Below are 24108 nucleotides of genomic sequence, written 5' to 3'. Positions count from 1 at the left end.
GGCGTTGCGATCCGTAAGGGTCGCGGGTGCCGCATGCGATCGGCACGCACAAGCCAGACAGACCACCGTCGAGGGCCGGCCGGCCCTCGAGAGCTCGAGAAGACGACGGAGACGTAGTGCCTACGATCCAGCAGCTCGTCCGCAAGGGCCGGAGCACGAAGGCTGTGGCGTCGAAGACGCCCGCCCTCAAGGCCTCCCCCCAGCGGCGCGGCGTGTGCACGCGCGTGTACACCACCACCCCCAAGAAGCCGAACTCCGCGCTCCGCAAGGTCGCGCGTGTCAAGCTGTCCTCCGGTACCGAGGTCACGGCGTACATCCCCGGCGTCGGCCACAACCTGCAGGAGCACTCCATCGTGCTCGTGCGCGGCGGCCGTGTGAAGGACCTCCCCGGTGTCCGCTACAAGATCGTGCGCGGCGCGCTCGACACGCAGGGCGTGAAGAACCGCAAGCAGGCCCGCAGCAAGTACGGCGCGAAGAAGGAGAAGGCCTGATGCCTCGCAAGGGTCCGGCCCCGAAGCGGCCGCTCATCGTCGATCCCGTCTACGGGTCGCCCGTCGTCACGCAGCTGATCAACAAGGTCCTGCTCGACGGCAAGAAGTCCACCGCCGAGTCGATCGTCTACGGCGCCCTCGAGGGTGTCCGTGCCAAGACGGACCAGGACCCGGTCGTCGTGCTCAAGCGCGCGCTCGAGAACGTCCGCCCCGCCCTCGAGGTCCGCTCCCGCCGTGTCGGTGGCGCCACCTACCAGGTGCCGGTCGAGGTGCGCCCCACGCGCTCCACGACGCTCGCGCTGCGCTGGCTCACCGACTTCTCGCGCGCTCGCCGCGAGAAGACGATGACCGAGCGCCTCATGAACGAGATCCTCGACGCCTCGAACGGCCTCGGTGCCGCGGTCAAGCGCCGCGAGGACATGCACAAGATGGCCGACTCGAACAAGGCCTTCGCGCACTACCGCTGGTGATGCGCTCAGGACGGCCCCGGGCGACCCCCGGGGCCGTCCGCGGATCCGGAACCGGCCGGCAGCCGGCCTTCCGGCCCGGCTTCCGACCTTCCACCGACAAGGGGTAAGACACCGTGGCACTCGACGTGCTGACCGACCTGAACAAGGTCCGCAACATCGGCATCATGGCCCACATCGATGCTGGCAAGACGACCACCACCGAGCGCATCCTGTTCTACACCGGTGTGAACTACAAGATCGGTGAGACGCACGACGGCGCGTCGACGATGGACTGGATGGAGCAGGAGCAGGAGCGCGGCATCACGATCACGTCCGCCGCGACGACCTGCTACTGGAAGAACAACCAGATCAACATCATCGACACCCCGGGCCACGTCGACTTCACGGTCGAGGTGGAGCGCTCGCTGCGTGTCCTCGACGGTGCGGTCGCCGTGTTCGACGGCAAGGAGGGCGTGGAGCCCCAGTCGGAGACCGTGTGGCGCCAGGCCGACAAGTACGACGTCCCGCGCATCTGCTTCGTCAACAAGATGGACAAGCTCGGCGCCGACTTCTACTTCACGGTCGACACCATCATCAACCGCCTCAAGGCGAAGCCGCTGGTCATCCAGCTCCCGATCGGTGCGGAGAACGACTTCGAGGGTGTCGTCGACCTCCTCGAGATGAAGGCGCTCACGTGGCGCGGCGACACCAAGATGGGCGAGGAGTACGAGGTCGAGGAGATCCCCGCCGACCTCGTCGAGAAGGCCGAGCAGTACCGGGCCGAGCTCGTCGAGGCCGTCGCCGAGGCCGACGACGACCTGCTCGAGAAGTTCCTGGGTGGCGAGGAGCTCACGGTCGCCGAGATCAAGTCCGGCATCCGCAAGCTCGTCATCCGCTCGGAGGCCTTCCCGGTCCTGTGCGGCTCGGCGTTCAAGAACAAGGGCGTCCAGCCCATGCTCGACGCCGTCATCGACTACCTGCCGACGCCGCTCGACGTGCCTGCCGTGCAGGGTCACGACGTCAAGGACGCCGAGAAGATCATCGAGCGCCGCCCCGACGAGTCGGAGCCGTTCTCGGCACTGGCGTTCAAGGTCGCCACGCACCCGTTCTTCGGCAAGCTGACCTACGTCCGCGTCTACTCGGGCAAGGTCGCGCAGGGCGCGCAGGTCCAGAACTCGACCAAGGGCAAGAAGGAGCGCATCGGGAAGCTCTTCCAGATGCACTCCAACAAGGAGAACCCGGTCGAGGAGGCCCACGCCGGCCACATCTACGCGTTCATCGGGCTCAAGGACGTCACCACCGGTGACACCCTGTGCGACCCGGCGAACCCGGTCATCCTCGAGTCGATGACCTTCCCCGAGCCGGTCATCGACGTGGCCATCGAGCCCAAGACGAAGGCCGACCAGGAGAAGCTCTCGACGGCGATCCAGAAGCTCGCGCAGGAGGACCCCACCTTCCGGGTGCGCCTGGACGAGGAGACCGGCCAGACCGTCATCGGTGGCATGGGCGAGCTCCACCTCGACATCCTCGTCGACCGCATGCGTCGCGAGTTCCGCGTCGAGGCGAACGTCGGCAAGCCGCAGGTGGCGTACCGCGAGACGATCCGCCGCGCCGCGGAGAAGATCGACTACACGCACAAGAAGCAGACCGGTGGCTCGGGCCAGTTCGCGAAGGTCCAGGTGACCTTCGAGCCGCTCGAGACGACCGACGGCGAGCTCTACGAGTTCGCCAACGCCGTCACCGGTGGACGCATCCCGCGTGAGTACATCCCGTCCGTGGACGCCGGCATCCAGTCGGCGATGCAGCAGGGCGTGCTGGCCGGGTTCCCCGTGGTGGGCGTCAAGGCCACGCTGCTCGACGGTGCCTACCACGACGTCGACTCCTCGGAGATGGCGTTCAAGATCGCCGGCTCGATGGTCTTCAAGGAGGGCATCAAGCGGGCCGACCCGGTCATCCTCGAGCCCGTGATGGCCGTCGAGGTCCGCACGCCCGAGGAGTACATGGGCGACGTGATCGGCGACATCAACTCGCGTCGTGGGATGATCCAGTCCATGGAGGACGCGACCGGTGTCAAGGTCGTTCGCGCCCAGGTACCGTTGAGCGAGATGTTCGGGTACATCGGTGACCTGCGTTCCAAGACGCAGGGCCGTGCGGTGTACTCGATGCAGTTCGACAGCTACGCCGAGGTTCCTCGTAACGTTGCTGACGAGATCATCAAGAAGACCCGGGGCGAGTGAGCCCCCACAGGTCGACGACCAGCAGAACCATCAACCTGTAGGAAGCCGCAACGCCCCGCGGGTCTAGGCTTGATCGGCCAACACCCGCAACGTTCGGAACATCTACCCAAGTCCCAGGAGGACCCCAGTGGCTAAGGCCAAGTTCGAGCGGACCAAGCCGCACGTCAACATCGGCACGATCGGGCACGTCGACCACGGTAAGACGACCCTGACTGCCGCGATCTCGAAGACGCTTGCGGAGAAGTACCCGGACCTGCCGGCGAACACGCTGCGCAACTTCGACGAGATCGACGCCGCGCCGGAGGAGAAGCAGCGCGGTATCACGATCAACATCGCGCACATCGAGTACGAGACGCCGAAGCGCCACTACGCGCACGTCGACGCTCCCGGTCACGCCGACTACATCAAGAACATGATCACCGGTGCGGCCCAGATGGACGGCGCGATCCTCGTGGTCGCGGCGACCGACGGCCCGATGGCCCAGACCCGCGAGCACGTTCTGCTCGCCCGCCAGGTGGGCGTCCCCTACCTGCTCGTGGCGCTGAACAAGTCCGACATGGTCGACGACGAGGAGATCCTCGAGCTCGTCGAGATGGAGGTCCGCGAGCTGCTGTCGTCGCAGGACTTCGACGGCGACAACGCTCCGGTCGTGCGCGTGTCCGGCCTCAAGGCCCTCGAGGGCGACCCCGAGTGGACCGCGAAGGTCATCGAGCTCATGGAGGCCGTGGACGAGAACGTCCCCGAGCCCCAGCGTGAGCTGGACAAGCCGTTCCTCATGCCCGTCGAGGACGTCTTCACCATCACCGGCCGCGGCACCGTCGTCACCGGCAAGGTGGAGCGTGGCACGCTCGACGTCAACTCCGAGGTCGAGATCGTGGGTATCCGCGAGCCGCAGAAGACCACGGTCACCGGTATCGAGACGTTCCACAAGCAGATGGACCAGGCCCAGGCCGGCGACAACACCGGTCTGCTCCTGCGTGGCATCAAGCGCGAGGACGTCGAGCGCGGCCAGGTCGTCGTGAAGCCGGGTTCGATCACCCCGCACACCGACTTCGAGGCTCAGGTCTACATCCTGGGCAAGGACGAGGGTGGGCGTCACAACCCGTTCTACTCGAACTACCGTCCGCAGTTCTACTTCCGCACCACGGACGTCACCGGCGTCATCACGCTGCCCGAGGGCACCGAGATGGTCATGCCCGGCGACAACACCGAGATGTCGGTCGAGCTGATCCAGCCGATCGCCATGGAAGAGGGCCTCGGCTTCGCCATCCGTGAGGGTGGCCGCACGGTCGGTTCGGGCCGCGTCACCAAGATCGTCAAGTGATCTGACGTTTCCCGACAGGAGCTCCTCCGAGCTCCGTCGAGCACGGAGGCCCGGGCCCTTCGAGGGCCCGGGCCTCCGGTGCGTCCGGCGTCACACCGGATCGACGGCTCCACGACTTGGTCTGTGTGGAGCCGTGTGGCATGATGTTCAGGTTGCCTGTCACGGGCGCGTTCTTTCTCGTGTCGAACAGTGTGTAGCACCGCAGCCCCCTCGAGCCTCAGGTTCGTGCGCAGGGCTGAATCGGTCCCCCTCCTCCAGGGAGGGGTTCGCGGGGTTGCCAGCTGTCGACGCGCAGGACGCCCCACGAGACCGAGGTCTCGGTGAGACACCGTCTCGGCAGGCTCGACAGACGTCGTGGTCCGCAAGCTCGCGGACCACATCAACGGCCCCTCACCGTCTCGGTGTGTGCCCGGGTATGTCGCCCAGCGCGACACGCCCGAGCGCGGGGGTCGGACAGTAGCGGTTCGAGAGAGAGAGTCAGACGACGCCATGGCGGGACAGAAGATCCGCATCCGGCTCAAGTCCTACGACCACGAGGTCATCGACAGCTCGGCGCGCAAGATCGTCGACACGGTGACGCGCGCTGGTGCGACGGTCGTGGGTCCGGTGCCGCTGCCGACGGAGAAGAACGTGTTCACCGTCATCCGGTCGCCTCACAAGTACAAGGACAGCCGCGAGCACTTCGAGATGCGCACGCACAAGCGGCTCATCGACATCATCGATCCCACGCCCAAGGCTGTCGACTCGCTCATGCGTATCGACCTGCCGGCCGACGTGAACATCGAGATCAAGCTCTGAGGCTGGGGGAGATCATGACCAACCAGCAGATGAACGTGACCGCGGTCCTCGGCACCAAGCTCGGTATGACCCAGCTCTGGGACGAGGGCGGCCGCCTGGTCCCCGTCACCGTCGTGGCGGTCCCGACCAATGTCGTGACGCAGGTCCGGTCCGCGGAGAAGGACGGCTACGCCGCTGTCCAGCTCGCCGCCGGCCAGATCGACCCGCGCAAGGTCACCAAGCCGCTCAAGGGCCACTTCGAGGCTGCCGGCGTCACGCCGCGCCGCCACGTGGCCGAGATCCGCACCTCCGACGCCGCCGAGTTCGCGCTCGGCCAGGAGATCACCGCCGAGGCCTTCGCGGCCGGTGCCGTGGTCGACGTCGTCGGCACCACCAAGGGCAAGGGCACCGCCGGTGTCATGAAGCGTCACGGCTTCTCCGGCGTGGGCGCCTCGCACGGTGCGCACCGTAACCACCGCAAGGCCGGCTCGATCGGTGGCGCCTCGACGCCGTCGCGTGTCTTCAAGGGCCTGCGCATGGCCGGTCGGATGGGCCACGCCCGCCAGACCGTCCAGAACCTGACCGTCCACGCGGTCGACGCCGAGAAGGGTCTGCTGCTCGTCAAGGGCGCGGTTCCCGGCCCCAAGGGTGGCGTCGTCATCGTGCGTACCGCTGCGAAGGGTGCGTGACACCAATGGCTCACCAGACTGTCGACGTGCTCGACGCCCAGGGCAAGAAGGCCGGCTCCGCCGAGCTCCCCGCTGAGGTGTTCGACGTCGTCACCAACGTTCCGCTGATCCACCAGGTGGTCGTCGCCCAGCGCGCCGCCGCCCGGCAGGGCACGCACTCCACCAAGACCCGCGGCGAGGTCCGCGGCGGTGGCCGCAAGCCCTACAAGCAGAAGGGCACCGGCCGCGCCCGTCAGGGTTCGACCCGCGCCCCGCAGTTCGCCGGCGGTGGCACCGTCCACGGCCCGCAGCCGCGCAGCTACGACCAGCGCACCCCGAAGAAGATGAAGGCTGCCGCCCTGCGCGGTGCCCTCTCCGACCGGGCCCGCGCCGGCCGCGTGCACGTGGTGTCCGGCTTCGGGATCGACGGCGTGCCGTCGACCAGGACCGCGCTCAAGACGATCGCGACGCTCACCGAGCGCACGCACGTCCTCGTGGTCACGGAGCGCTCGGACGAGCTGACCATCAAGTCGCTGCGCAACGTCGAGCAGGTCCACCTCATCACGGCGGACCAGCTCAACACCTACGACGTGCTCGTCTCCGACGACATCGTCTTCACCGAGGCCGCCCTGGCCGCGTTCATCGCGGGCCCGGCGACCGGCAAGTCGGTGAAGGCCGTCGCGACGGAGTCCGAGGCGGCAGAGACCACCGAGGAGGCCACCAAGTGACCACCGTGACGAAGGACCCGCGCGACATCTTGATCGCGCCGGTCGTCTCCGAGAAGTCCTACAACCTCCTCGACGAGGGCAAGTACACCTTCGTCGTGGACCCGCGGGCCAACAAGACCGAGATCAAGATCGCGGTCGAGCAGGTCTTCGGTGTGAAGGTCGACTCGGTGAACACGATCAACCGCAAGGGCAAGGCGCGTCGTACGCGCAACGGCCTGGGCAAGCGTAAGGACACGAAGCGCGCGATCGTCACCCTCCGTGAGGGCACGATCGACATCTTCGGTGGTCCGGTCGGCTGATCCGGACGAGAGCAGATCGAGGACAACTTCCATGGGAATCCGTAAGTACAAGCCGACGACGCCCGGCCGCCGCGGCGCCAGTGTCGCCGACTTCGTCGAGATCACGCGCTCGCAGCCGGAGAAGTCTCTGGTCCGGCCGCTGTCCAAGACGGGCGGCCGGAACAACTCCGGGCGAATCACCACCCGCCACAAGGGCGGTGGCCACAAGCGCGCATACCGAGTGATCGACTTCCGTCGTCACGACAAGGACGGCGTGCCGGCGAAGGTCGCGCACATCGAGTACGACCCGAACCGCACGGCGCGCATCGCGCTCCTGCACTACGCGGACGGCACGAAGCGCTACATCATCGCGCCGAACAAGCTGTCGCAGGGTGACGTGGTCGAGGCCGGTGCCGGTGCCGACATCAAGCCGGGCAACAACCTGCCGATGCGCAACATCCCGACCGGTACGGTCATCCACGCCGTCGAGCTCCGGCCCGGTGGCGGTGCGAAGATCGCCCGTTCGGCCGGTGCGTCCGTGCAGCTCGTCGCCAAGGACGGGCCGTACGCGCAGCTGCGCATGCCGTCCGGCGAGATCCGCAACGTCGACCTGCGCTGCCGCGCCACGGTCGGCGAGGTGGGCAACGCCGAGCAGTCGAACATCAACTGGGGCAAGGCCGGTCGCAAGCGGTGGCAGGGCGTTCGCCCGACCGTGCGTGGTGTGGTCATGAACCCGGTCGACCACCCGCACGGTGGTGGTGAGGGCAAGACTTCCGGTGGTCGCCACCCGGTCAGCCCGTGGGGCCAGCCCGAGGGCCGGACCCGCCGCCCGAACAAGCCGAGCGACAAGCTGATCGTCCGCCGTCGCCGTACCGGCAAGAAGCGCTGATAGGAGCCTGACAGATGCCTCGTAGCCTGAAGAAGGGCCCCTTCGTCGACGACCACCTGCAGAAGAAGGTGGACGGTCAGAACGAGAAGGGGACCAAGAACGTCATCAAGACCTGGTCCCGCCGGTCGGTCATCACGCCCGACTTCCTCGGCCACACCTTCGCCGTGCACGACGGCCGGAAGCACACTCCGGTTTTCGTGACCGAGTCGATGGTCGGCCACAAGCTCGGCGAGTTCGCTCCCACGCGAACCTTCCGCGGCCACGTGAAGGACGACAAGAAGGGCCGTCGCCGCTGACCCCCGGGTCAGCCTGGCGACGGACCCTGACGGTCTGAGAAAAGGAAGCAGGACAGCAATGGAAGCCAAGGCGCAGGCGCGGTTCGTCCGTGTCACGCCCCAGAAGGCCCGGCGCGTCGTGGATCTCATCCGTGGCAAGCAGGCCGCTGAGGCCGTCGCGGTGCTGAAGTTCGCGCCGCAGGCGGCGAGCGAGCCGATCCGCAAGGTTGTGGAGAGCGCCGTCGCGAACGCTCGGGTGAAGGCCGATCGCGCAAGCGAGCGCTTCGACGAGTCGGAGCTCTTCGTCTCCGCCGCGTTCGTCGACGAGGGCCCGACGCTCAAGCGGTTCCGGCCGCGTGCGCAGGGGCGTGCCAGCCAGGTCCTCAAGCGCACCAGCCACATCACCGTGGTCGTCGCACCGCGTGAGCAGAAGGAAGGGGCCCGATAGTGGGGCAGAAGGTTCACCCGCACGGGTACCGCCTCGGCATCACCACCGACCACCGGTCGCGCTGGTTCGCCGACAGCACCAAGCCCGGTCAGCGGTACCGCGACTACGTCCGCGAGGACGTGCAGATCCGTAAGCTCATGAGCACGGGTCTCGAGCGTGCCGGCATCTCCAAGGTCGAGATCGAGCGCACCCGCGACCGCGTCCGCGTGGACATCCACACGGCGCGTCCGGGCATCGTCATCGGCCGTCGGGGTGCTGAGGCAGACCGCATCCGCGGTGAGCTCGAGAAGCTCACGGGCAAGCAGGTCCAGCTCAACATCCTCGAGGTCAAGAACGCGGAGATCGACTCGCAGCTCGTCGCGCAGGGTATCGCCGAGCAGCTCGCGAGCCGTGTCTCGTTCCGCCGTGCGATGCGCAAGGGCATGCAGTCCGCGCAGCGCGCCGGCGCCAAGGGCATCCGCGTCCAGGTCTCGGGCCGCCTCGGCGGCGCCGAGATGAGCCGGTCGGAGTTCTACCGCGAGGGTCGTGTGCCGCTGCACACGCTGCGCGCGAACATCGACTACGGCTTCTACGAGGCCCGCACGACCTTCGGCCGCATCGGCGTGAAGGTGTGGATCTACAAGGGCGACATGACCGAGAAGGAGTTCGCCGCGCAGCAGGCGACCGCCGCCCCCCGTGGGGGTCGTGGTGGTCGCCCGGAGCGTGGGGAGCGCCGTGGTGGTCCTCGCCGCACCGAGCGTCCGGCCCAGCCCGCCGCCGAGGCCCCCGCGTCCGACGCAGGGCAGGCTCCGGCTGCGGAGGCTGCGGCCCCCGAGTCCGGAACGGAGGCCTGAGTCATGCTGATCCCCCGCAGGCTCAAGCACCGCAAGCAGCACCACCCCTCGCGCTCCGGCGCGGCCAAGGGTGGCACCACGATCGCCTTCGGCGACTTCGGCATCCAGGCTCTCGAGCCCGCCTACGTCACCAACCGGCAGATCGAGGCTGCTCGTATTGCGATGACCCGCCACATCAAGCGTGGCGGCAAGGTCTGGATCAACATCTACCCGGACCGCCCCCTGACCAAGAAGCCCGCCGAGACCCGCATGGGTTCCGGCAAGGGCTCGCCCGAGTGGTGGGTCGCGAACGTCAAGCCCGGCCGCATCGTCTTCGAGCTGGCCGGCGTCGACGAGGAGCTGGCCCGCGAGGCCATGCGCCGCGCGATGCACAAGCTCCCGATGAAGTGCCGTTTCGTGGTGCGCGAGGGTGGTGCGATCTGATGGCAGTCGGAACGAAGGGCCTGGCGCCCGCCGATCTGGACGGCTTCGACGACGAGAAGCTCGTCGCCGAGCTGAAGAAGGCCAAGGAGGAGCTTTTCAACCTCCGCTTCCAGTCGGCCACCGGCCAGCTGGAGTCGCACGGTCGTATCAAGGCCGTGAAGCGCGACATCTCGCGGATCTACACGATCCTGCGGGAGCGCGAGCTCGGCATCCGTACGGCACCGAGCGTGAGTGAGTGAGGCAGCGATGAGCGAGAACACCAACGCGGCTACGGCCGAGCAGGATGCCGAGCGCGGCATCCGCAAGGTGCGTCGCGGCTACGTCGTCAGCGACAAGATGGACAAGACCATCGTCGTCGAGGTCGAGGACCGCAAGAAGCACCCGCTGTACGGCAAGGTTCTGCGCACCACCGCCAAGGTGAAGGTGCACGACGAGCAGAACAGCGCCGGCACCGGCGACCTGGTCGAGATCATGGAGACCCGCCCGCTGTCCGCGACCAAGCGGTGGCGCCTGGTGGAGATCCTCGAGAAGGCCAAGTGACCTCGAAGGTCTGCTGACCTTCTCCGGCCGTGGCGGGACGTGACACACGTATGCGACCCGCCACGGCCACCACAGCAACTATCCGTTCGGCAAGGCTCGCCCGGCTCGCACCGGGACGAGAACCAGCTCGACGACAGGAGATCAATCAATGATCCAGCAGGAGTCGCGACTGCGGGTCGCCGACAACACGGGTGCCAAGGAGATTCTCTGCATCCGTGTTCTCGGTGGATCCGGCCGTCGCTACGCCGGTATCGGCGACACCATCGTCGCCACCGTCAAGGACGCGATCCCCGGCGGCAACGTGAAGAAGGGTGACGTCGTCAAGGCGGTCGTCGTCCGGACCGCCAAGGAGCGCCGTCGTCCCGACGGTTCCTACATCAAGTTCGACGAGAACGCCGCCGTGATCCTCAAGAACGACGGTGAGCCCCGTGGCACCCGCATCTTCGGCCCGGTCGGGCGCGAGCTGCGCGACAAGCGGTTCATGAAGATCATCTCGCTGGCGCCGGAGGTGCTCTGACCATGGCGAAGATCAAGAAGGGCGACCAGGTGATCGTCATCGCCGGTCGCGACAAGGGCAAGACGGGCCGCGTGCTCGAGGTGCTCACCGAGACGGACCGCGTGGTCGTCGAGGGCGTGCAGCGTGTCACCAAGCACGTCAAGGCCGGCCAGTCGGCTCGTGGCGCCCGTACGGGTGGCATCGAGACCGTCGAGGCGCCGATCCACGTCTCGAACGTGATGATCGTCGACCCGGAGACCAAGAAGGGCACCCGGGTCGGGTTCCGCACCGAGGAGGTCGAGCGCGACGGCCGTACCCGTACGGTCCGCGTGCGCGTCGCCAAGCGTTCCGGGAAGGACATCTGATGACCGAGACCACTCTCGAGGCCCCGGCCCTGCCGCGCCTCAAGGAGAAGTACCGCAACGAGATCATCGCGGCGCTGACCGAGGAGTTCGGCCACCAGAACCTCCACCAGGTCGCCGGTCTGACCAAGATCGTCGTCAACATGGGTGTCGGGGACGCTGCGAAGGACTCCAAGCTCATCGAGGGCGCGATCCGCGACCTGACCGCGATCACCGGTCAGAAGCCGCAGATCAACCGGGCCCGCAAGTCCATCGCGCAGTTCAAGCTGCGCGAGGGCATGCCGATCGGCGCGCACGTCACGCTGCGCGGCGACCGCATGTGGGAGTTCCTCGACCGTCTGCTGTCGATCGCGCTGCCGCGTATCCGCGACTTCCGCGGCCTGAGCCCGAAGCAGTTCGACGGGCACGGCAACTACACCTTCGGTCTCACGGAGCAGTCGATGTTCCACGAGATCGACCAGGACAAGATCGACCGCGTCCGCGGCATGGACATCACGGTCGTGACCACGGCGACGACCGATGACGAGGGCCGCTCCCTGCTGCGCCGTCTCGGCTTCCCCTTCAAGGAGAACTGACATGGCGAAGAAGGCCCTGATCAACAAGGCGGCCGCCAAGCCGAAGTTCGCGGTCCGCGCCTACACCCGGTGCCAGCGTTGCGGGCGTCCGCACTCCGTCTACCGCAAGTTCGGCCTGTGCCGGATCTGCCTGCGGGAGATGGCCCACCGCGGCGAGCTCCCCGGCGTCACCAAGAGCAGCTGGTAAAACCACTACGCCGCAGGTCCGGGCGGTACGCATGTGCCGCCCGGATACCCCGGCGAGGAAGGGCTGGAGCCCAATGACCATGACAGACCCCATCGCAGACATGCTGACGCGTCTGCGTAACGCGAACTCGGCGCACCACGAGTCGGTGACCATGCCGCACTCGAAGCTGAAGTCGAACATCGCGGAGATCCTGCAGGCGCAGGGTTACATCTCCGGTTGGACCGTCGAGGACGCACGGGTGGGCAAGAACCTCACCCTCACCCTCAAGTACGGCCCGAGCCGCGAGCGTGCGCTGAGCGGCGTGCGCCGCGTGTCCAAGCCTGGCCTCCGCGTCTACGCGAAGTCCACCAACCTGCCCAAGGTGCTCGGCGGCCTCGGCGTGGCGATCCTGTCCACGTCCTCCGGTCTGCTGACCGACCGTCAGGCACAGGCCAAGGGTGTGGGCGGGGAAGTCCTCGCCTACGTCTGGTAATCCGGAAAGGAGATACGCCAATGTCTCGAATCGGCAAGCTCCCCGTTCCGGTCCCGGCCGGCGTGGACGTCACCCTCAGCGGTGCGCTCGTGACCGTCAAGGGCCCGAAGGGGACCCTGGAGCACACGGTGCCCGCCCCCATCACGGTCGCGCAGGAGGAGGCCACCCTCGTGGTGTCCCGTCCGAACGACGAGCGTGACTCCCGTGCGCTGCACGGCCTCACCCGTACCCTCCTGGCCAACATCGTCGCCGGTGTGACCCAGGGCTACGAGAAGAAGCTCGAGATCGTCGGCACCGGTTACCGCGTGACCGCCAAGGGATCGGACCTCGAGTTCGCCCTCGGCTTCTCGCACCCGGTCGTCGTCAAGGCTCCGGCGGGCATCACCTTCGCGGTGGAGAGCCCCACGAAGTTCTCGGTCTCCGGCATCGACAAGCAGCAGGTCGGCGAGGTCGCAGCGAACATCCGCAAGATCCGCAAGCCGGAGCCCTACAAGGGCAAGGGCGTGCGTTACGCCGGCGAGGTCGTCCGCCGCAAGGTCGGAAAGGCTGGTAAGTGATGGCTCTCAAGGTTCTGGGCAAGGGCAAGTCCGTCGCTCGTCAGCGCCGTCACCTTCGCCTGCGCAAGAAGATCAAGGGCAGCGCGGCGCGTCCGCGCCTCGTCGTGACCCGTTCCTCGCGCCACATGGTGGCGCAGGTCGTGGACGACACCGTCGGCAAGACGGTGGCCTCCGCCTCCACGCTCGAGGCGGACCTGCGCGCGTTCGACGGCGACAAGACCGCCAAGGCCCGCAAGGTCGGCGAGCTCGTCGCTGCGCGTGCCAAGGCGGCCGGCGTCGAGACCGTGGTCTTCGACCGCGGCGGCAACAAGTACCACGGTCGAGTGGCTGCGGTCGCCGACGGTGCCCGGGAAGCGGGGTTGGAGCTGTGATGGCCGACATCCGCGAGTTCGCACGGAAGATGAGGATCCTCTGATGGCTGCAGGGCAGCGCACCGGCGCCCCTCAGGGCGCCAACGATTCCAAGAACGACGGTCGCCGCGGTGGCGGCGGGCGTCGCGACGACCGCCGCGGCGGTGGCCGCGACCAGGCCGACAAGAACGCCTTCGTCGAGCGCGTGGTGACGATCAACCGCGTCTCGAAGGTCGTCAAGGGCGGTCGTCGCTTCAGCTTCACCGCGCTGGTCGTCGTCGGTGACGGCGACGGCACCGTCGGTGTCGGCTACGGCAAGGCCAAGGAGGTGCCCGCGGCGATCGCCAAGGGTGTCGAGGAGGCGAAGAAGAACTTCTTCCGCGTCCCTCGTATCCAGGGCACCATCCCGCACCCCATCCAGGGTGAGGAGGCCGCCGGCGTCGTGTTCCTGCGTCCGGCCTCGCCGGGTACCGGTGTGATCGCCGGTGGTCCGGTGCGCGCCGTGCTGGAGTGCGCCGGTATCCACGACGTGCTGAGCAAGTCGCTCGGTTCGTCGAACGCGATCAACATCGTGCACGCGACCGTCGCGGCCCTCAAGGGTCTCGAGGAGCCGGCTGCCGTGGCCGCCCGCCGTGGTCTGTCGCTCGAGGACGTGGCCCCGGCCGCGCTCCTGCGTGCCCAGGCCGCCGGACTCGCCGCCAAGGCGGAGAAGTCCGGCGAGAAGGTGGGTGCGTGATGGCCAGGCTGAAGGTCACCCAGGTCAAGTCCGCCATCGGCGGCAAGCAGAACCAGCGTGACACGCTGCGGACCCTCGGCCTCAAGCGGATCGGCGACACCGCCGTGAAGGAGGACCGCCCGGAGATCCGTGGCATGGTCACCACGGTGGCGCACCTCGTCACCGTCGAGGAGGTCGAGTGAGCATGGCCGACAAGACCGAGAAGGCGGCACAGCCGCTGAAGGTTCACCACCTGCGTCCGGCCCCCGGCGCCAAGACCGCCAAGACCCGCGTGGGTCGAGGCGAGGCGTCGAAGGGCAAGACGGCGGGCCGCGGTACCAAGGGTACGAAGGCTCGTTACCAGGTCCGCGCGGGCTTCGAGGGCGGGCAGATGCCTCTGCACATGCGCCTTCCGAAGCTGCGTGGGTTCAAGAACCCGTTCCGCGTCGAGTTCCAGGTCGTGAACCTGGACAAGCTCGCCGCGCTGTACCCCGAGGGTGGCTCTGTCACCGTCGAGGACCTCGTCGCCAAGGGCGCGGTCCGCAAGGGTCAGCCGGTGAAGCTGCTCGGTACGGGCGAGATCACCGTCAAGCTGGACGTCGCGGTCGACGCGCTGTCCGGTTCCGCCCGGGAGAAGATCCTCGCGGCCGGCGGTTCCGTCTCGGAGGACTGAGACACCGCTCCAGGGCCGGTGGCGCGCACGCGCTGCCGGCCCTGTGTGCTCTCGAGGGGGATAGGGTCGGCGGCGTGTGGTCCGGATCACTCGCCGGCGGCACGTAGAATCCCTGACGGTCCGTGCTGCGACCCCGGGTGACCGGGGGAGCGGTGGCCACCGGGCGACCGGTCGGACCGACGACCACCTCGGCGCGACGGCGACGGGCCCCCGGGCCCCGACGTCGGGAATCGCGTCACACCTCGCCGGGTCGACCGGCGACACGACAACCCGCCGCGGCGGGCCAGGAGGATAGGTGCTCAGCGCATTCGGCCGGGCTTTCCGGACACCGGACCTGCGGCGCAAGCTGCTGTTCACGATCGCCATCATGGCGCTGTTCCGTGTGGGGTCGCTGGTGCCGACCCCGGGCGTCGACTACGGCAACGTCCAGCAGTGTGTGGCGGTGCTCGAGGGCAGCACCTCGCTGCTGGGTCTCGTCAACGTCTTCAGCGGTGGGGCGCTCCTGCAGCTGTCGATCTTCGCGCTCGGGATCATGCCCTACATCACCGCGAGCATCATCGTGCAGCTCCTGCGGGTGGTGATCCCCCGGTTCGAGGTCCTGCACAAGGAGGGCCAGTCGGGGCAGGCGAAGCTCACCCAGTACACCCGCTACCTGACGATCGCCCTCGCGATCCTGCAGTCGACGACGATCGTCACGACGGCCCGCACCGGAATGCTGTTCCCGGGCTGTGGCGTCGACGTGATCGCCGACGACAGCTTCATGACGGCGGCCCTCATGGTCATCACGATGACGGCCGGTACCGGCATGGTGATGTGGCTCGGCGAGATGATCACCGAGCGCGGTGTCGGCAACGGCATGTCGCTGCTCATCTTCACGTCGATCGCCGCCAGCTTCCCCTCCGCGCTGTGGTCCATCGCCGGCGGGTCGAACGGCGCGCTGAACTTCATCGTGATGCTGATCGTGATCGTGCTCGTGGTCGGGCTCGTCGTCTTCGTCGAGCAGTCGCAGCGCCGCATCCCCGTGCAGTACGCCAAGCGCATGGTCGGCCGCCGCATGTACGGCGGGACGAGCACCTACATCCCGATCAAGATCAACATGGCCGGCGTCATCCCGGTCATCTTCGCGGCGTCGATCCTCGCGATCCCCGGCCTGATCGCCCAGTTCGGCGACCAGCAGGCCGAGTGGGTCATCTGGATCTCGAACCACCTGACGCAGCAGGACGACCCGCTGTACATCGTGCTGTACACGCTCATGGTCATCTTCTTCGCGTTCTTCTACACCTCGATCACGTTCAACCCGGACGAGGTCGCGGACAACATGAAGAAGTACGGCGGCTTCATCCCCGGCATCCGTGCCGGCCGGCCGACCGCCGAGTACCTCGACTACGTCATCTCGCGCATCACCACCGCGGGGTCGATCTACCTGGCGCTCGTCGCGCTGCTGCCGACGGTCGTGCTCATCGTGCTGGGGGTCACCACGAACATCCCGTTCGGTGGCGTGTCGATCCTCATCATCGTGGGCGTCGGGCTGGACACCGTGAAGCAGATCGACTCCCAGCTCCAGCAGCGTCATTACGAAGGGTTCCTCCGTTGACCGACACGAACGACGGCACCACCGCCCCCACCACGCGCCGCGAGCTGCACGGCTCGCGCGGAGCAGAGGCGCGCGTCACGCGCCTGGTGATCATGGGGCCGCAGGGTGCAGGCAAGGGCACGCAGGCGGCTCGCCTCGCAGAGCTCTTCGCCATCCCGGCGATCTCCACCGGCGACATCTTCCGCGCGAACATCAAGGGCGGCACCGACCTGGGCAAGCTCGCCCAGGAGTACAGCGCCAAGGGCGAGCTCGTCCCCGACGAGGTCACCGACTCGATGGTGCGCGACCGTCTCGCCGAGGACGACGCCAAAGGCGGGTTCCTGCTGGACGGCTACCCGCGCAACGCGCACCAGGTCGCGGCGCTGGACGGCATCCTCGCCGACCTGGGCTGGGAGCTGGACGGCGTCATCGAGCTCGCCGCGGACCGCGACGAGCTGCTCGCCCGCATCACCAAGCGTGCCGAGATCGAGGGCCGTGAGGACGACACCCCCGAGGCGATCGCCCGCCGGCTCGACATCTACGACGAGCAGACGGCCCCGCTGACGGCGGCCTACGCCGAGCGTGGCCTCCTGGCGACGGTGGACGGCATCGGTGAGGTCGACGAGGTCACCGAGCGCATCGTGCAGGCCCTGGCGGCCGAGCTCGGCTGACATGTTCGGTACTCGCGAGCGGATCGAGCTCAAGACGCCCGACCAGGTCCGCGTCATGCGACGTGCGGGCCTGGTCGTCGCGCGTGCCCTCGACGAGGTCCGTGAGGCGGCCCGGCCCGGCATGACGACGGCCGACCTGGACGCCGTCGCGGCGCGCGTGATCGCGGACGCCGGCGCCACCCCGTCGTTCCTCGGCTACGAGGGCTACCCGGCCACCCTCTGCGTGTCGGTGAACGACGAGGTCATCCACGGGATCCCGGGCCCCCGGGTGCTCGCGGTGGGCGACCTGGTGTCGGTCGACTGCGGCGCGGTCGTCGACGGGTGGCACGGCGACTCGGCGGTGAGCCTCGTGCTCGGCGCCGACGGCGCCGTGGATGTCGACGGTGCGGCGGTCGACGGTGCGGCGGTCGACGAGGCTGACCCGGCGGACGTCGCCCTGGTGCGCACCACCCGGACGGCCATGTGGGCGGGCATCGCCGCGCTGGCCGGCGGTGGCCGGCTCAGCGACGTCGGTGCGGCGGTCGAGACCGCGGTGGAGCTCGGCGGCGGCATCGTCGGCGCGGAGTACGGCATCGTCGAGGAGTACGTGGGGCACGGCATCGGCACGGCCATGCACCAGCCGCCGGACGTCGTGAACTTCCGTACCCGGGAGCGCGGCCCCAGGCTGCGTCCGGGCATGTGCTTGGCGATCGAGCCGATGGTCACGCGGGGGAGCGCGGCCACGCGCGTCCTCGACGACGACTGGACGGTCGTGACGCAGGACGGCACGCGGGCGGCGCACTGGGAGCACTCCGTGGCGATCCTGGACGACGGGATCAGCGTGCTCACCGCACCCGACGCGGGGCGGGCGGGTCTCAGCCCGTTCGGCGTCGTCCCGGTCGTGCTCGACTAGAGCGCCGGTCGCGAGGCCGACGTGTCCGTGCGCACACTGCGCGTCTGTCGCACGGGCGCAATCCATGGCGTAGGATGGTCTGTCGGGTGTAGTCCGTTCAGCAGTTCCTCGGTCCAGCAGTTTCCCGGTCCCGTGATGCCGCCCAGCATCGCCCGGTCTTCATGCCGGCGGGCCGTGCCGAGGGTGAGCAGGCGGCACGCACGACCACCGAGCTCCGTCGCGTCACTGACGGGCGCCCGGGGACCAGACGAGAGTTAGCGGAGGACATGGCAAAGAAGGACGGCGTCATCGAGATCGAGGGCAGTGTGGTCGAGGCCCTGCCGAACGCGATGTTCCGCGTGGAGCTGGCGAACGGGCACAAGGTTCTCGCTCACATCTCGGGCAAGATGCGTCAGCACTACATCCGGATCCTCCCCGAGGACCGGGTCGTGGTGGAGCTGAGCCCGTACGACCTGTCCCGCGGCCGCATCGTCTACCGCTACAAGTAACCCACCACCCGATCGATCGCCGTCGAGGCGCCGGTACCAGCCGGCGCGCGCACGGCGGCGGAGGAACACTGATGAAGGTCAAGCCGAGCGTCAAGAAGATCTGCGACAAGTGCAAGGTGATCCGCCGGCACGGTCGCGTCATGGTGATCTGCGAGAACCTGCGCCACAAGCAGCGCCAGGGCTGATCGCAGCCACCCGCTGACGGCACGCGCTCGCCGTCACGCACAGCGCACCACCACGAACCTCGTCGCCCGCTTCCGGGAGCATCGCTCCTCGCGGGACCGACGAGGGGAACCCTCGGTCCAGGGGCCGGGGCCTGCGGTCCTCGCGGGGAGATGGTGCGGGAGACCTCTGGACGAAGTACAGGAGCCGGAAGGCACATGGCACGTCTTATCGGCGTCGACCTCCCCCGCGACAAGCGGCTCGAGGTGGCGCTCACCTACATCTACGGCGTCGGCCGTACCCGCGCCCAGCAGACGCTGGCCGCTACCGGGATCAGCCCGGACCTGCGCGTCAAGGACCTCGGCGACGCCGAGCTCGTGTCGCTGCGTGACTACCTCGAGGGCAACTACAAGCTCGAGGGCGACCTGCGACGTGAGGTCGCCGCGGACATCCGCCGCAAGGTCGAGATCGGGACCTACCAGGGGCTGCGTCACCGCCGCGGCCTTCCGGTGCGCGGTCAGCGCACCAAGACCAACGCGCGCACCCGCAAGGGCCCGAAGCGCACCGTTGCGGGCAAGAAGAAGGCCCGCTGACGCCAGCAGTCCGGCAGGCGGGCTAGCACCCGCCCCGGTCCGACGACCTCAGACCAGGAGAGAACGAGCACATGCCTCCCAAGACCCGCGCCACGGCCGGGCGCAAGCCGCGCCGCAAGGACAAGAAGAACGTCCCGCTCGGCCAGGCGCACATCAAGAGCACCTTCAACAACACCATCGTCTCGATCACGGACCCTTCGGGCGCCGTGATCTCGTGGGCGTCCGCCGGCCACGTCGGCTTCAAGGGTTCGCGCAAGTCGACCCCGTACGCGGCGCAGCTCGCGGCGGAGTCGGCCGCGCGTCGTGCCCAGGAGCACGGCGTCAAGAAGGTCGACGTCTTCGTCAAGGGCCCGGGCTCCGGTCGTGAGACCGCGATCCGCTCCCTGCAGGCGACCGGCCTCGAGGTCGGCTCGATCCAGGACGTGACGCCCCAGGCGCACAACGGCTGCCGCCCCCCCAAGCGTCGCCGCGTCTGATCTCACGACGTCGTGGGGCCCCGCCCCCGGGCCCCCCCCCCCCCCCCCAGCCCCGGCGGGGGGGCCCCGGCCCGGCCCCGGCCGCCCGGTGCCCCCCCCCCCCCCCCCGCCCCCCCCCCGCGGCGCCCCCCCCCCCCCCCCCCCCCCCCCCCCCCCCCCCCCCCCCCCCCCCCCCCCCGCCGCAGCATGCCCGGGCGGGTGGACCGAGTCCTGCCCCGGGCCGCGAGTAGTGATCGCGGATTCGTGATGCGTCATATGGCGGACGCACACTGAAAGGACCATCACAGTGCTGATCGCACAGCGCCCCTCCCTGACCGAAGAGGTCATCTCGGAGTACCGTTCGCGCTTCTCCATCGAGCCGCTCGAGCCTGGCTTCGGCTACACGCTCGGCAACTCGCTGCGTCGGACCCTGCTGTCGTCCATCCCGGGCGCGGCCGTCACCTCCATCCGCATCGACGGTGTGCTCCACGAGTTCTCCACCGTGCCGGGTGTCAAGGAAGACGTCACCGAGATCATCCTGAACATCAAGAACCTCGTGGTCTCCTCGGAGAACGACGAGCCGGTCGTGATGTACCTGCGCAAGACGGGCGCGGGCGCGGTCACCGCCGCGGACATCGTCCCGCCGGCGGGCGTCGAGGTGCACAACCCCGACCTCCACGTCGCCACCCTCAACGACAAGGGCAAGCTCGAGATCGAGCTGACCGTCGAGCGAGGCCGTGGCTACGTCTCCGCGGCGCAGAACAAGAGCGACGACACCGAGATCGGCCGTATCCCGGTCGACTCGATCTACTCGCCGGTCCTCAAGGTCACCTACAAGGTCGAGGCCACCCGTGTGGAGCAGCGCACGGACTTCGACAAGCTGATCGTCGACGTCGAGACGAAGGCGGCCATCGCGCCGCGCGACGCTCTCGCCTCCGCCGGCAAGACGCTCGTCGAGCTGTTCGGTCTCGCCCGCGAGCTGAACGTCGAGGCCGAGGGCATCGAGATCGGCCCGTCGCCCACGGACACCGCGCTGGCCGCGGACCTGGCGCTGCCGATCGAGGAGCTCAACCTCACGATCCGGTCGTACAACTGCCTCAAGCGCGAGGGCATCCACCAGGTGGGTGAGCTCGTGGCGCGCAGCGAGGCGGACCTGCTCGACATCCGCAACTTCGGTGCGAAGTCGATCAACGAGGTCAAGGAGAAGCTGGCCGAGCTCGGCCTGGCCCTCAAGGACTCGCCGCTCGACTTCGACCCGTCCGGTGCCGCGTACTTCAGCGGTTCCGACGACGAGTCGGCCTACCCGGACGAGCAGTCGTACTGACGTCTTTCGCGCCCGCAGCAGCCCGCTCGACCTGACCGGGCCGCGCGACGCGGAACCACCCTCAAGGAGAACCAGAAATGCCTACCCCCACCAAGGGTCCGCGGCTCGGCGGCGGCCCGGCGCACGAGCGACTGATCCTCGCGAACCTGTCGACGGCGCTGTTCGAGCACGGCCGCATCACGACCACCGAGACGAAGGCCAAGCGCCTGCGTCCGCTGGCCGAGCGTCTCATCACCTTCGCCAAGCGCGGTGACCTGCACGCCCGTCGTCGCGTCCTGACGGTCGTGCGCGACAAGTCCGTGGTGCACACGCTGTTCACCGAGATCGCCCCGGCCATGGCCGAGCGCAACGGTGGCTACACGCGCATCACCAAGGTCGGCAACCGCAAGGGCGACAACGCCCCCATGGCGGTCATCGAGCTCGTGACCGAGCCGGTCAGCCCGAAGCAGGCCGTCGTCAAGGAGGCCACGAAGGCCACCGAGAAGTCGGCCAAGTCGGAGCCGAAGGCCAAGGAGACCACCGAGGCGCCCGCCGCCGAGGAGACCACCGAGGCCCCCGCCGAGGAGACCAAGGAGGCCTGACCTCCCTGCTCTGAAGCGCCCGCGAGCCCCGTACCGCCTTCTGGTGGTGCGGGGCTCGTGCGTTGCCGCAGGGGTCTTCGTAGGGTGGTGGCATGCGCGCGAACCCGGTGGTGCTCGTCCACGGCTCCCGGACGTCGAGGACGATGTGGCGCCATCAGCTCGGGGCGCTGGCGGCGGCCGGCGTCGACGCCGTCGCGATCGACCTGCCCGGGCACGGTGCCCGGCGCGACGAGCCGTTCACGCTGGACGGGGCGCTGGGCTCGATCCGGGACGGGGTCCACGCGGTGGGCGGACGAGCCGTGGTGGCCGGGCTCTCCCTCGGGGGCTACCTGGCGGTCGAGCACCGGGCACGGTGGCCGCAGGAGAGCGCCGGCCTCGTGGCGGCGTCGTGCAGCACCCCGACGTCGTCGGCGCTGCGGCCCGCCTGGCTGCGCCTGGCGCGGTGGATCGAGACCTGGCCGGACCACGGTGCACGGCTCAACGAGAGGTTCGTGCGCCTCGCGCTCGCTGCGGAGGCGGCCGACGACCTCGGCGCGGGCGGGTACGCCCTGACGTCGATGGCCGCGATCCTGCAGGCGTCCGGCGACCTGGACACGTTCGGCGCGCTCGCCGCCGCCGACAGTCCCGTGTGGATCGTCAACGGCCGCTACGACCACTTCCGGGGCACCGAGCGCGCGATGCTCGCGGCGGCGCGGCGCTCGGGCGCCCCCGCGCGTCTCGTCGTCGTACCGCACGCACGGCACCTCGTGAGCCTCGACGCCCCCGTGGCGTTCGACCGTGTGCTGCTGGAGTCCGCCGCGGCGACGGTGCGCGGGCGAGGAGTACCCTCTCGGGCGGGGTAGCGGCGCACGTCACTCCAGCGGCAGGTCCCAGGCGCGGGCCCCGCCCACCAGGGCCGCGGAGTTCGGCACGACGACGACGTCGTCCCCGAGCCGTGCCAGGGCCGCGGGCGTGACCCTGCGTGAGTTGCCGCCGCCCAGGTAGAGGCGGTCCCACCGGAAGACGGGGCGCAGCCCGTCGATCGTCGTGACGACGCGGCGCGACCACAACCCGTCGCCCAGGCGGCGGCGCTCCGGCTCGCCGACGTACTGGTCGTACGTGGTGCCGCGGCGCACCGGCGCGTGCGACCACTCGAGGTGCGGTGCGAGCCTGCCGCCGTCGAACAGGGCCGACCCGAGCCCGGTCCCCAGCGTGAGCACGAGCTCGACGCCCGACCCGGCGATCACGCCCGCACCGTGCACCTCCGCGTCGTTGAGGACCAGCGCCGGCATCGAGAGGCGGGCGGTCAGCGCGTGCCGCACGTCGAAGCTGGACCAGGCCTCGACCAGCTCGGGCACCACCCGGGAGCGCGGGCCGGACCGTGTCACGTAGTGCGGGGTGTGCACGACCACCCCGTGGCGGATCATGCCCGGCATGCCGAGCGTCACCCGGTGCGCGGGCGGCAGGGACGCGGCGATGCCCGCGACCGTCTCAACCAGCAGCGACGGGGGCAGCGGATAGGGCGTCGGCACGCGCACGGGGGCCGCGTGGGCCGTCCCGGCGGCGTCCAGCACGTTCGCCTTGATGCCCCCGCCGCCGCAGTCGACGGCCAGCGTCAGGGGGGTCCGTGCGGTCGAGGGCGTCGTCGTCGGGTCGGGCACCGGTCCATCATCCGGCCACAATGGGTCAGTGAGCACGACGACACCCTCGCCGCACGACACCCTGCGGGTCCGGCTCGACCTCGCCTACGACGGCACGGGGTTCGCGGGCTGGGCCACCCAGCCGCGGCTGCGCACCGTCCAGGGCCTGCTCGAGGACGCTCTCGCCACGGTGTTGCGCACCGGTCCGCTCGGCCTGGGCCGACCTCGGCTCACGGTCGCGGGCCGCACCGACGCCGGGGTCCACGCCCGCGGTCAGGTGGCGCACGTCGACGTCCCCCGCGACCGCTGGGACGCCATGCCGGGACGTTCCGACCGGACGCCGGGAACGGCGCTCGCGGACCGCCTCGCCGGCGTGCTGCCGCCCGACGTCGTCGTGCACCGGGCGAGCGAGGCTCCGGGCGGGTTCGACGCCCGGTTCTCGGCCCTGCACCGGCGCTACGCCTACCGGATCGCGGACCGGCCCGGGCTGCGCGACCCCCTGCGTCGCGACTGGGTGCTGTGGCACCGGCGTCCGCTGGACGTGGACGCGATGGACGCCGCGATGCGGCCCCTCGTCGGCCTGCACGACTTCGCCGCGTTCTGCCGCCCGCGGGAGGGAGCCACCACGATCCGCGAGCTCACGCACCTGTCGTGGGAGCGGCCCGCCGCCGGACCGGACGCCGGGCTCGTCGTCGCGACGGTCCAGGCCGACGCGTTCTGCCACTCGATGGTGCGGTCGCTCGTCGGCATGGCGATCGCCGTGGGGGAGGGGCGCCGGGACGTCGACGCGCCCGCCGCCGTGCTGGCGGGGCGCTCGCGGGCCGAGGCGGCGAGCGTCGTCGCCGCGCGCGGGCTCGTGCTGGAGGAGGTCGCCTACCCGGACGACGACCAGCTCGCGGCGCGGGCCGAGCGGATCCGCGCCAAGCGCAGCACGGACGAGGTCGACCCCGCCGGTTGAGCCCTTCAGGGCCCCTCAAGGACCCTCCGGGGTCGTCTCAGGGCT

At 69.2% G+C, this 24108-nt stretch carries 37 protein-coding genes; 36 read left to right on the top strand and 1 reads right to left on the bottom strand.

Annotated features, from left to right (window positions below; translation table 11 throughout):
• Positions 1-116: 116 nt before the first annotated feature.
• From rpsL to LEP48_RS04630, 35 genes are all read left to right on the top strand, one after another.
• Positions 117-491: a 30S ribosomal protein S12 gene (gene rpsL / locus LEP48_RS04800; RefSeq protein WP_225564431.1), complete on the top strand. Its 375-nt coding sequence runs from the start codon at positions 117-119 to the stop codon at positions 489-491.
• Positions 491-961 (top strand): 30S ribosomal protein S7, encoded by a 471-nt coding sequence (gene rpsG / locus LEP48_RS04795; protein WP_225564430.1) that lies wholly within the window; start codon positions 491-493, stop codon positions 959-961. The genes rpsL and rpsG overlap by 1 nt, the downstream gene beginning before the upstream one ends.
• A gap of 113 nt (positions 962-1074) precedes the next feature.
• The gene (gene fusA, locus LEP48_RS04790) at positions 1075-3177 is read left to right on the top strand and encodes an elongation factor G (protein WP_225564429.1); all 2103 of its coding nucleotides are present in this window, start codon (positions 1075-1077) and stop codon (positions 3175-3177) included.
• Positions 3178-3304: 127 nt separating this feature from the next.
• On the top strand, positions 3305-4501 hold the full coding sequence (gene tuf, locus LEP48_RS04785; RefSeq protein WP_225564428.1) for an elongation factor Tu: 1197 nt from the start codon (positions 3305-3307) through the stop codon (positions 4499-4501).
• Positions 4502-4990: 489 nt separating this feature from the next.
• Positions 4991-5299: a 30S ribosomal protein S10 gene (gene rpsJ / locus LEP48_RS04780; protein WP_013837837.1), complete on the top strand. Its 309-nt coding sequence runs from the start codon at positions 4991-4993 to the stop codon at positions 5297-5299.
• A 14-nt stretch (positions 5300-5313) separates the two neighbouring features.
• The gene (rplC, locus tag LEP48_RS04775; protein ID WP_225564427.1) at positions 5314-5967 is read left to right on the top strand and encodes a 50S ribosomal protein L3; all 654 of its coding nucleotides are present in this window, start codon (positions 5314-5316) and stop codon (positions 5965-5967) included.
• Positions 5968-5972: 5 nt separating this feature from the next.
• Positions 5973-6674 (top strand): 50S ribosomal protein L4, encoded by a 702-nt coding sequence (rplD, locus tag LEP48_RS04770; protein WP_225564426.1) that lies wholly within the window; start codon positions 5973-5975, stop codon positions 6672-6674.
• On the top strand, positions 6671-6973 hold the full coding sequence (rplW, locus tag LEP48_RS04765; RefSeq protein WP_225564425.1) for a 50S ribosomal protein L23: 303 nt from the start codon (positions 6671-6673) through the stop codon (positions 6971-6973). Before rplD ends, rplW begins: the two co-directional genes overlap by 4 nt.
• A 31-nt stretch (positions 6974-7004) precedes the next feature.
• On the top strand, positions 7005-7841 hold the full coding sequence (gene rplB / locus LEP48_RS04760; protein WP_225564424.1) for a 50S ribosomal protein L2: 837 nt from the start codon (positions 7005-7007) through the stop codon (positions 7839-7841).
• A 14-nt stretch (positions 7842-7855) separates the two neighbouring features.
• Positions 7856-8137: a 30S ribosomal protein S19 gene (rpsS, locus tag LEP48_RS04755; protein WP_188524504.1), complete on the top strand. Its 282-nt coding sequence runs from the start codon at positions 7856-7858 to the stop codon at positions 8135-8137.
• A 58-nt stretch (positions 8138-8195) separates the two neighbouring features.
• Positions 8196-8564 (top strand): 50S ribosomal protein L22, encoded by a 369-nt coding sequence (gene rplV / locus LEP48_RS04750; RefSeq protein ID WP_225564423.1) that lies wholly within the window; start codon positions 8196-8198, stop codon positions 8562-8564.
• Positions 8564-9397, top strand: coding sequence for a 30S ribosomal protein S3 (gene rpsC / locus LEP48_RS04745; protein WP_225564422.1), 834 nt, complete (start codon positions 8564-8566; stop codon positions 9395-9397). Before rplV ends, rpsC begins: the two co-directional genes overlap by 1 nt.
• Positions 9398-9400: 3 nt before the next feature.
• Positions 9401-9820, top strand: coding sequence for a 50S ribosomal protein L16 (rplP, locus tag LEP48_RS04740; RefSeq protein ID WP_225564421.1), 420 nt, complete (start codon positions 9401-9403; stop codon positions 9818-9820).
• A complete protein-coding gene (gene rpmC / locus LEP48_RS04735) occupies positions 9820-10059 on the top strand; it encodes a 50S ribosomal protein L29 (RefSeq protein WP_166845655.1) in 240 nt (79 codons plus the stop codon). The genes rplP and rpmC overlap by 1 nt, the downstream gene beginning before the upstream one ends.
• Positions 10060-10066: 7 nt before the next feature.
• Positions 10067-10360, top strand: coding sequence for a 30S ribosomal protein S17 (gene rpsQ / locus LEP48_RS04730; RefSeq protein WP_225564420.1), 294 nt, complete (start codon positions 10067-10069; stop codon positions 10358-10360).
• Positions 10361-10508: 148 nt separating this feature from the next.
• Complete coding sequence (gene rplN, locus LEP48_RS04725) at positions 10509-10877, top strand: 50S ribosomal protein L14 (RefSeq protein WP_013837848.1); 369 nt, start codon at positions 10509-10511, stop codon at positions 10875-10877.
• A gap of 2 nt (positions 10878-10879) precedes the next feature.
• Positions 10880-11221: a 50S ribosomal protein L24 gene (gene rplX / locus LEP48_RS04720; RefSeq protein ID WP_225564419.1), complete on the top strand. Its 342-nt coding sequence runs from the start codon at positions 10880-10882 to the stop codon at positions 11219-11221.
• Positions 11221-11793, top strand: a complete 573-nt coding sequence (rplE, locus tag LEP48_RS04715) for a 50S ribosomal protein L5 (RefSeq protein WP_225564418.1) — start codon at positions 11221-11223, stop codon at positions 11791-11793. Before rplX ends, rplE begins: the two co-directional genes overlap by 1 nt.
• 1 nt (position 11794) lies before the next feature.
• Positions 11795-11980, top strand: coding sequence for a type Z 30S ribosomal protein S14 (locus LEP48_RS04710; RefSeq protein ID WP_069386379.1), 186 nt, complete (start codon positions 11795-11797; stop codon positions 11978-11980).
• A gap of 73 nt (positions 11981-12053) precedes the next feature.
• Positions 12054-12452: a 30S ribosomal protein S8 gene (gene rpsH, locus LEP48_RS04705; protein WP_225564417.1), complete on the top strand. Its 399-nt coding sequence runs from the start codon at positions 12054-12056 to the stop codon at positions 12450-12452.
• Between the two features lie 20 nt (positions 12453-12472).
• Positions 12473-13009: a 50S ribosomal protein L6 gene (gene rplF / locus LEP48_RS04700; protein ID WP_225564416.1), complete on the top strand. Its 537-nt coding sequence runs from the start codon at positions 12473-12475 to the stop codon at positions 13007-13009.
• Positions 13009-13380 carry a 50S ribosomal protein L18 gene (rplR, locus tag LEP48_RS04695; RefSeq protein ID WP_225564415.1) on the top strand — a complete coding sequence of 124 codons (372 nt, stop codon included), beginning with the start codon at positions 13009-13011 and terminating at the stop codon, positions 13378-13380. The genes rplF and rplR overlap by 1 nt, the downstream gene beginning before the upstream one ends.
• A 43-nt stretch (positions 13381-13423) precedes the next feature.
• Positions 13424-14095 (top strand): 30S ribosomal protein S5, encoded by a 672-nt coding sequence (gene rpsE / locus LEP48_RS04690; RefSeq protein WP_225564414.1) that lies wholly within the window; start codon positions 13424-13426, stop codon positions 14093-14095.
• Positions 14095-14277 (top strand): 50S ribosomal protein L30, encoded by a 183-nt coding sequence (gene rpmD, locus LEP48_RS04685; protein ID WP_106267288.1) that lies wholly within the window; start codon positions 14095-14097, stop codon positions 14275-14277. The genes rpsE and rpmD overlap by 1 nt, the downstream gene beginning before the upstream one ends.
• A gap of 2 nt (positions 14278-14279) precedes the next feature.
• On the top strand, positions 14280-14747 hold the full coding sequence (gene rplO / locus LEP48_RS04680) for a 50S ribosomal protein L15 (protein WP_225564413.1): 468 nt from the start codon (positions 14280-14282) through the stop codon (positions 14745-14747).
• A 295-nt stretch (positions 14748-15042) separates the two neighbouring features.
• Positions 15043-16341 carry a preprotein translocase subunit SecY gene (secY, locus tag LEP48_RS04675; RefSeq protein WP_225564412.1) on the top strand — a complete coding sequence of 433 codons (1299 nt, stop codon included), beginning with the start codon at positions 15043-15045 and terminating at the stop codon, positions 16339-16341.
• A 92-nt stretch (positions 16342-16433) separates the two neighbouring features.
• Positions 16434-16991 (top strand): adenylate kinase, encoded by a 558-nt coding sequence (locus LEP48_RS04670; protein WP_225564498.1) that lies wholly within the window; start codon positions 16434-16436, stop codon positions 16989-16991.
• 1 nt (position 16992) lies between these two features.
• Positions 16993-17883, top strand: coding sequence for a type I methionyl aminopeptidase (gene map / locus LEP48_RS04665; RefSeq protein ID WP_225564411.1), 891 nt, complete (start codon positions 16993-16995; stop codon positions 17881-17883).
• 266 nt (positions 17884-18149) lie between these two features.
• Positions 18150-18371 carry a translation initiation factor IF-1 gene (gene infA, locus LEP48_RS04660; RefSeq protein ID WP_012867920.1) on the top strand — a complete coding sequence of 74 codons (222 nt, stop codon included), beginning with the start codon at positions 18150-18152 and terminating at the stop codon, positions 18369-18371.
• A 71-nt stretch (positions 18372-18442) separates the two neighbouring features.
• The gene (gene rpmJ / locus LEP48_RS04655) at positions 18443-18556 is read left to right on the top strand and encodes a 50S ribosomal protein L36 (RefSeq protein ID WP_009740505.1); all 114 of its coding nucleotides are present in this window, start codon (positions 18443-18445) and stop codon (positions 18554-18556) included.
• Positions 18557-18751: 195 nt separating this feature from the next.
• Positions 18752-19126 (top strand): 30S ribosomal protein S13, encoded by a 375-nt coding sequence (gene rpsM / locus LEP48_RS04650; protein WP_225564410.1) that lies wholly within the window; start codon positions 18752-18754, stop codon positions 19124-19126.
• Between the two features lie 71 nt (positions 19127-19197).
• Positions 19198-19602 carry a 30S ribosomal protein S11 gene (rpsK, locus tag LEP48_RS04645; RefSeq protein WP_225564409.1) on the top strand — a complete coding sequence of 135 codons (405 nt, stop codon included), beginning with the start codon at positions 19198-19200 and terminating at the stop codon, positions 19600-19602.
• A 286-nt stretch (positions 19603-19888) separates the two neighbouring features.
• Positions 19889-20905 carry a DNA-directed RNA polymerase subunit alpha gene (locus LEP48_RS04640; protein WP_225564408.1) on the top strand — a complete coding sequence of 339 codons (1017 nt, stop codon included), beginning with the start codon at positions 19889-19891 and terminating at the stop codon, positions 20903-20905.
• Positions 20906-20982: 77 nt separating this feature from the next.
• A complete protein-coding gene (rplQ, locus tag LEP48_RS04635) occupies positions 20983-21486 on the top strand; it encodes a 50S ribosomal protein L17 (protein WP_225564407.1) in 504 nt (167 codons plus the stop codon).
• Between the two features lie 92 nt (positions 21487-21578).
• Positions 21579-22328, top strand: coding sequence for an alpha/beta fold hydrolase (locus LEP48_RS04630; RefSeq protein ID WP_225564406.1), 750 nt, complete (start codon positions 21579-21581; stop codon positions 22326-22328).
• A 9-nt stretch (positions 22329-22337) separates the two neighbouring features.
• Here the strand turns inward: LEP48_RS04630 and LEP48_RS04625 are convergent, their stop codons facing one another.
• Entirely contained in the window at positions 22338-23126 is a 789-nt protein-coding gene (locus tag LEP48_RS04625; protein ID WP_225564405.1) for an ROK family protein, read from the bottom strand.
• 28 nt (positions 23127-23154) lie between these two features.
• Here LEP48_RS04625 and truA point away from each other — a divergent pair, with 28 nt between their 5' ends.
• Positions 23155-24063, top strand: coding sequence for a tRNA pseudouridine(38-40) synthase TruA (gene truA / locus LEP48_RS04620; RefSeq protein WP_225564404.1), 909 nt, complete (start codon positions 23155-23157; stop codon positions 24061-24063).
• Positions 24064-24108 lie beyond the last annotated feature (45 nt).

The organism is Isoptericola luteus (assembly GCF_020297055.1).
Taxonomy (GTDB): Bacteria; Actinomycetota; Actinomycetes; order Actinomycetales; family Cellulomonadaceae; genus Isoptericola; species Isoptericola luteus.
The sequence above is the reverse complement of the archived record's forward strand: the minus strand, read 5'-3'. Positions and strand labels throughout refer to the sequence as shown.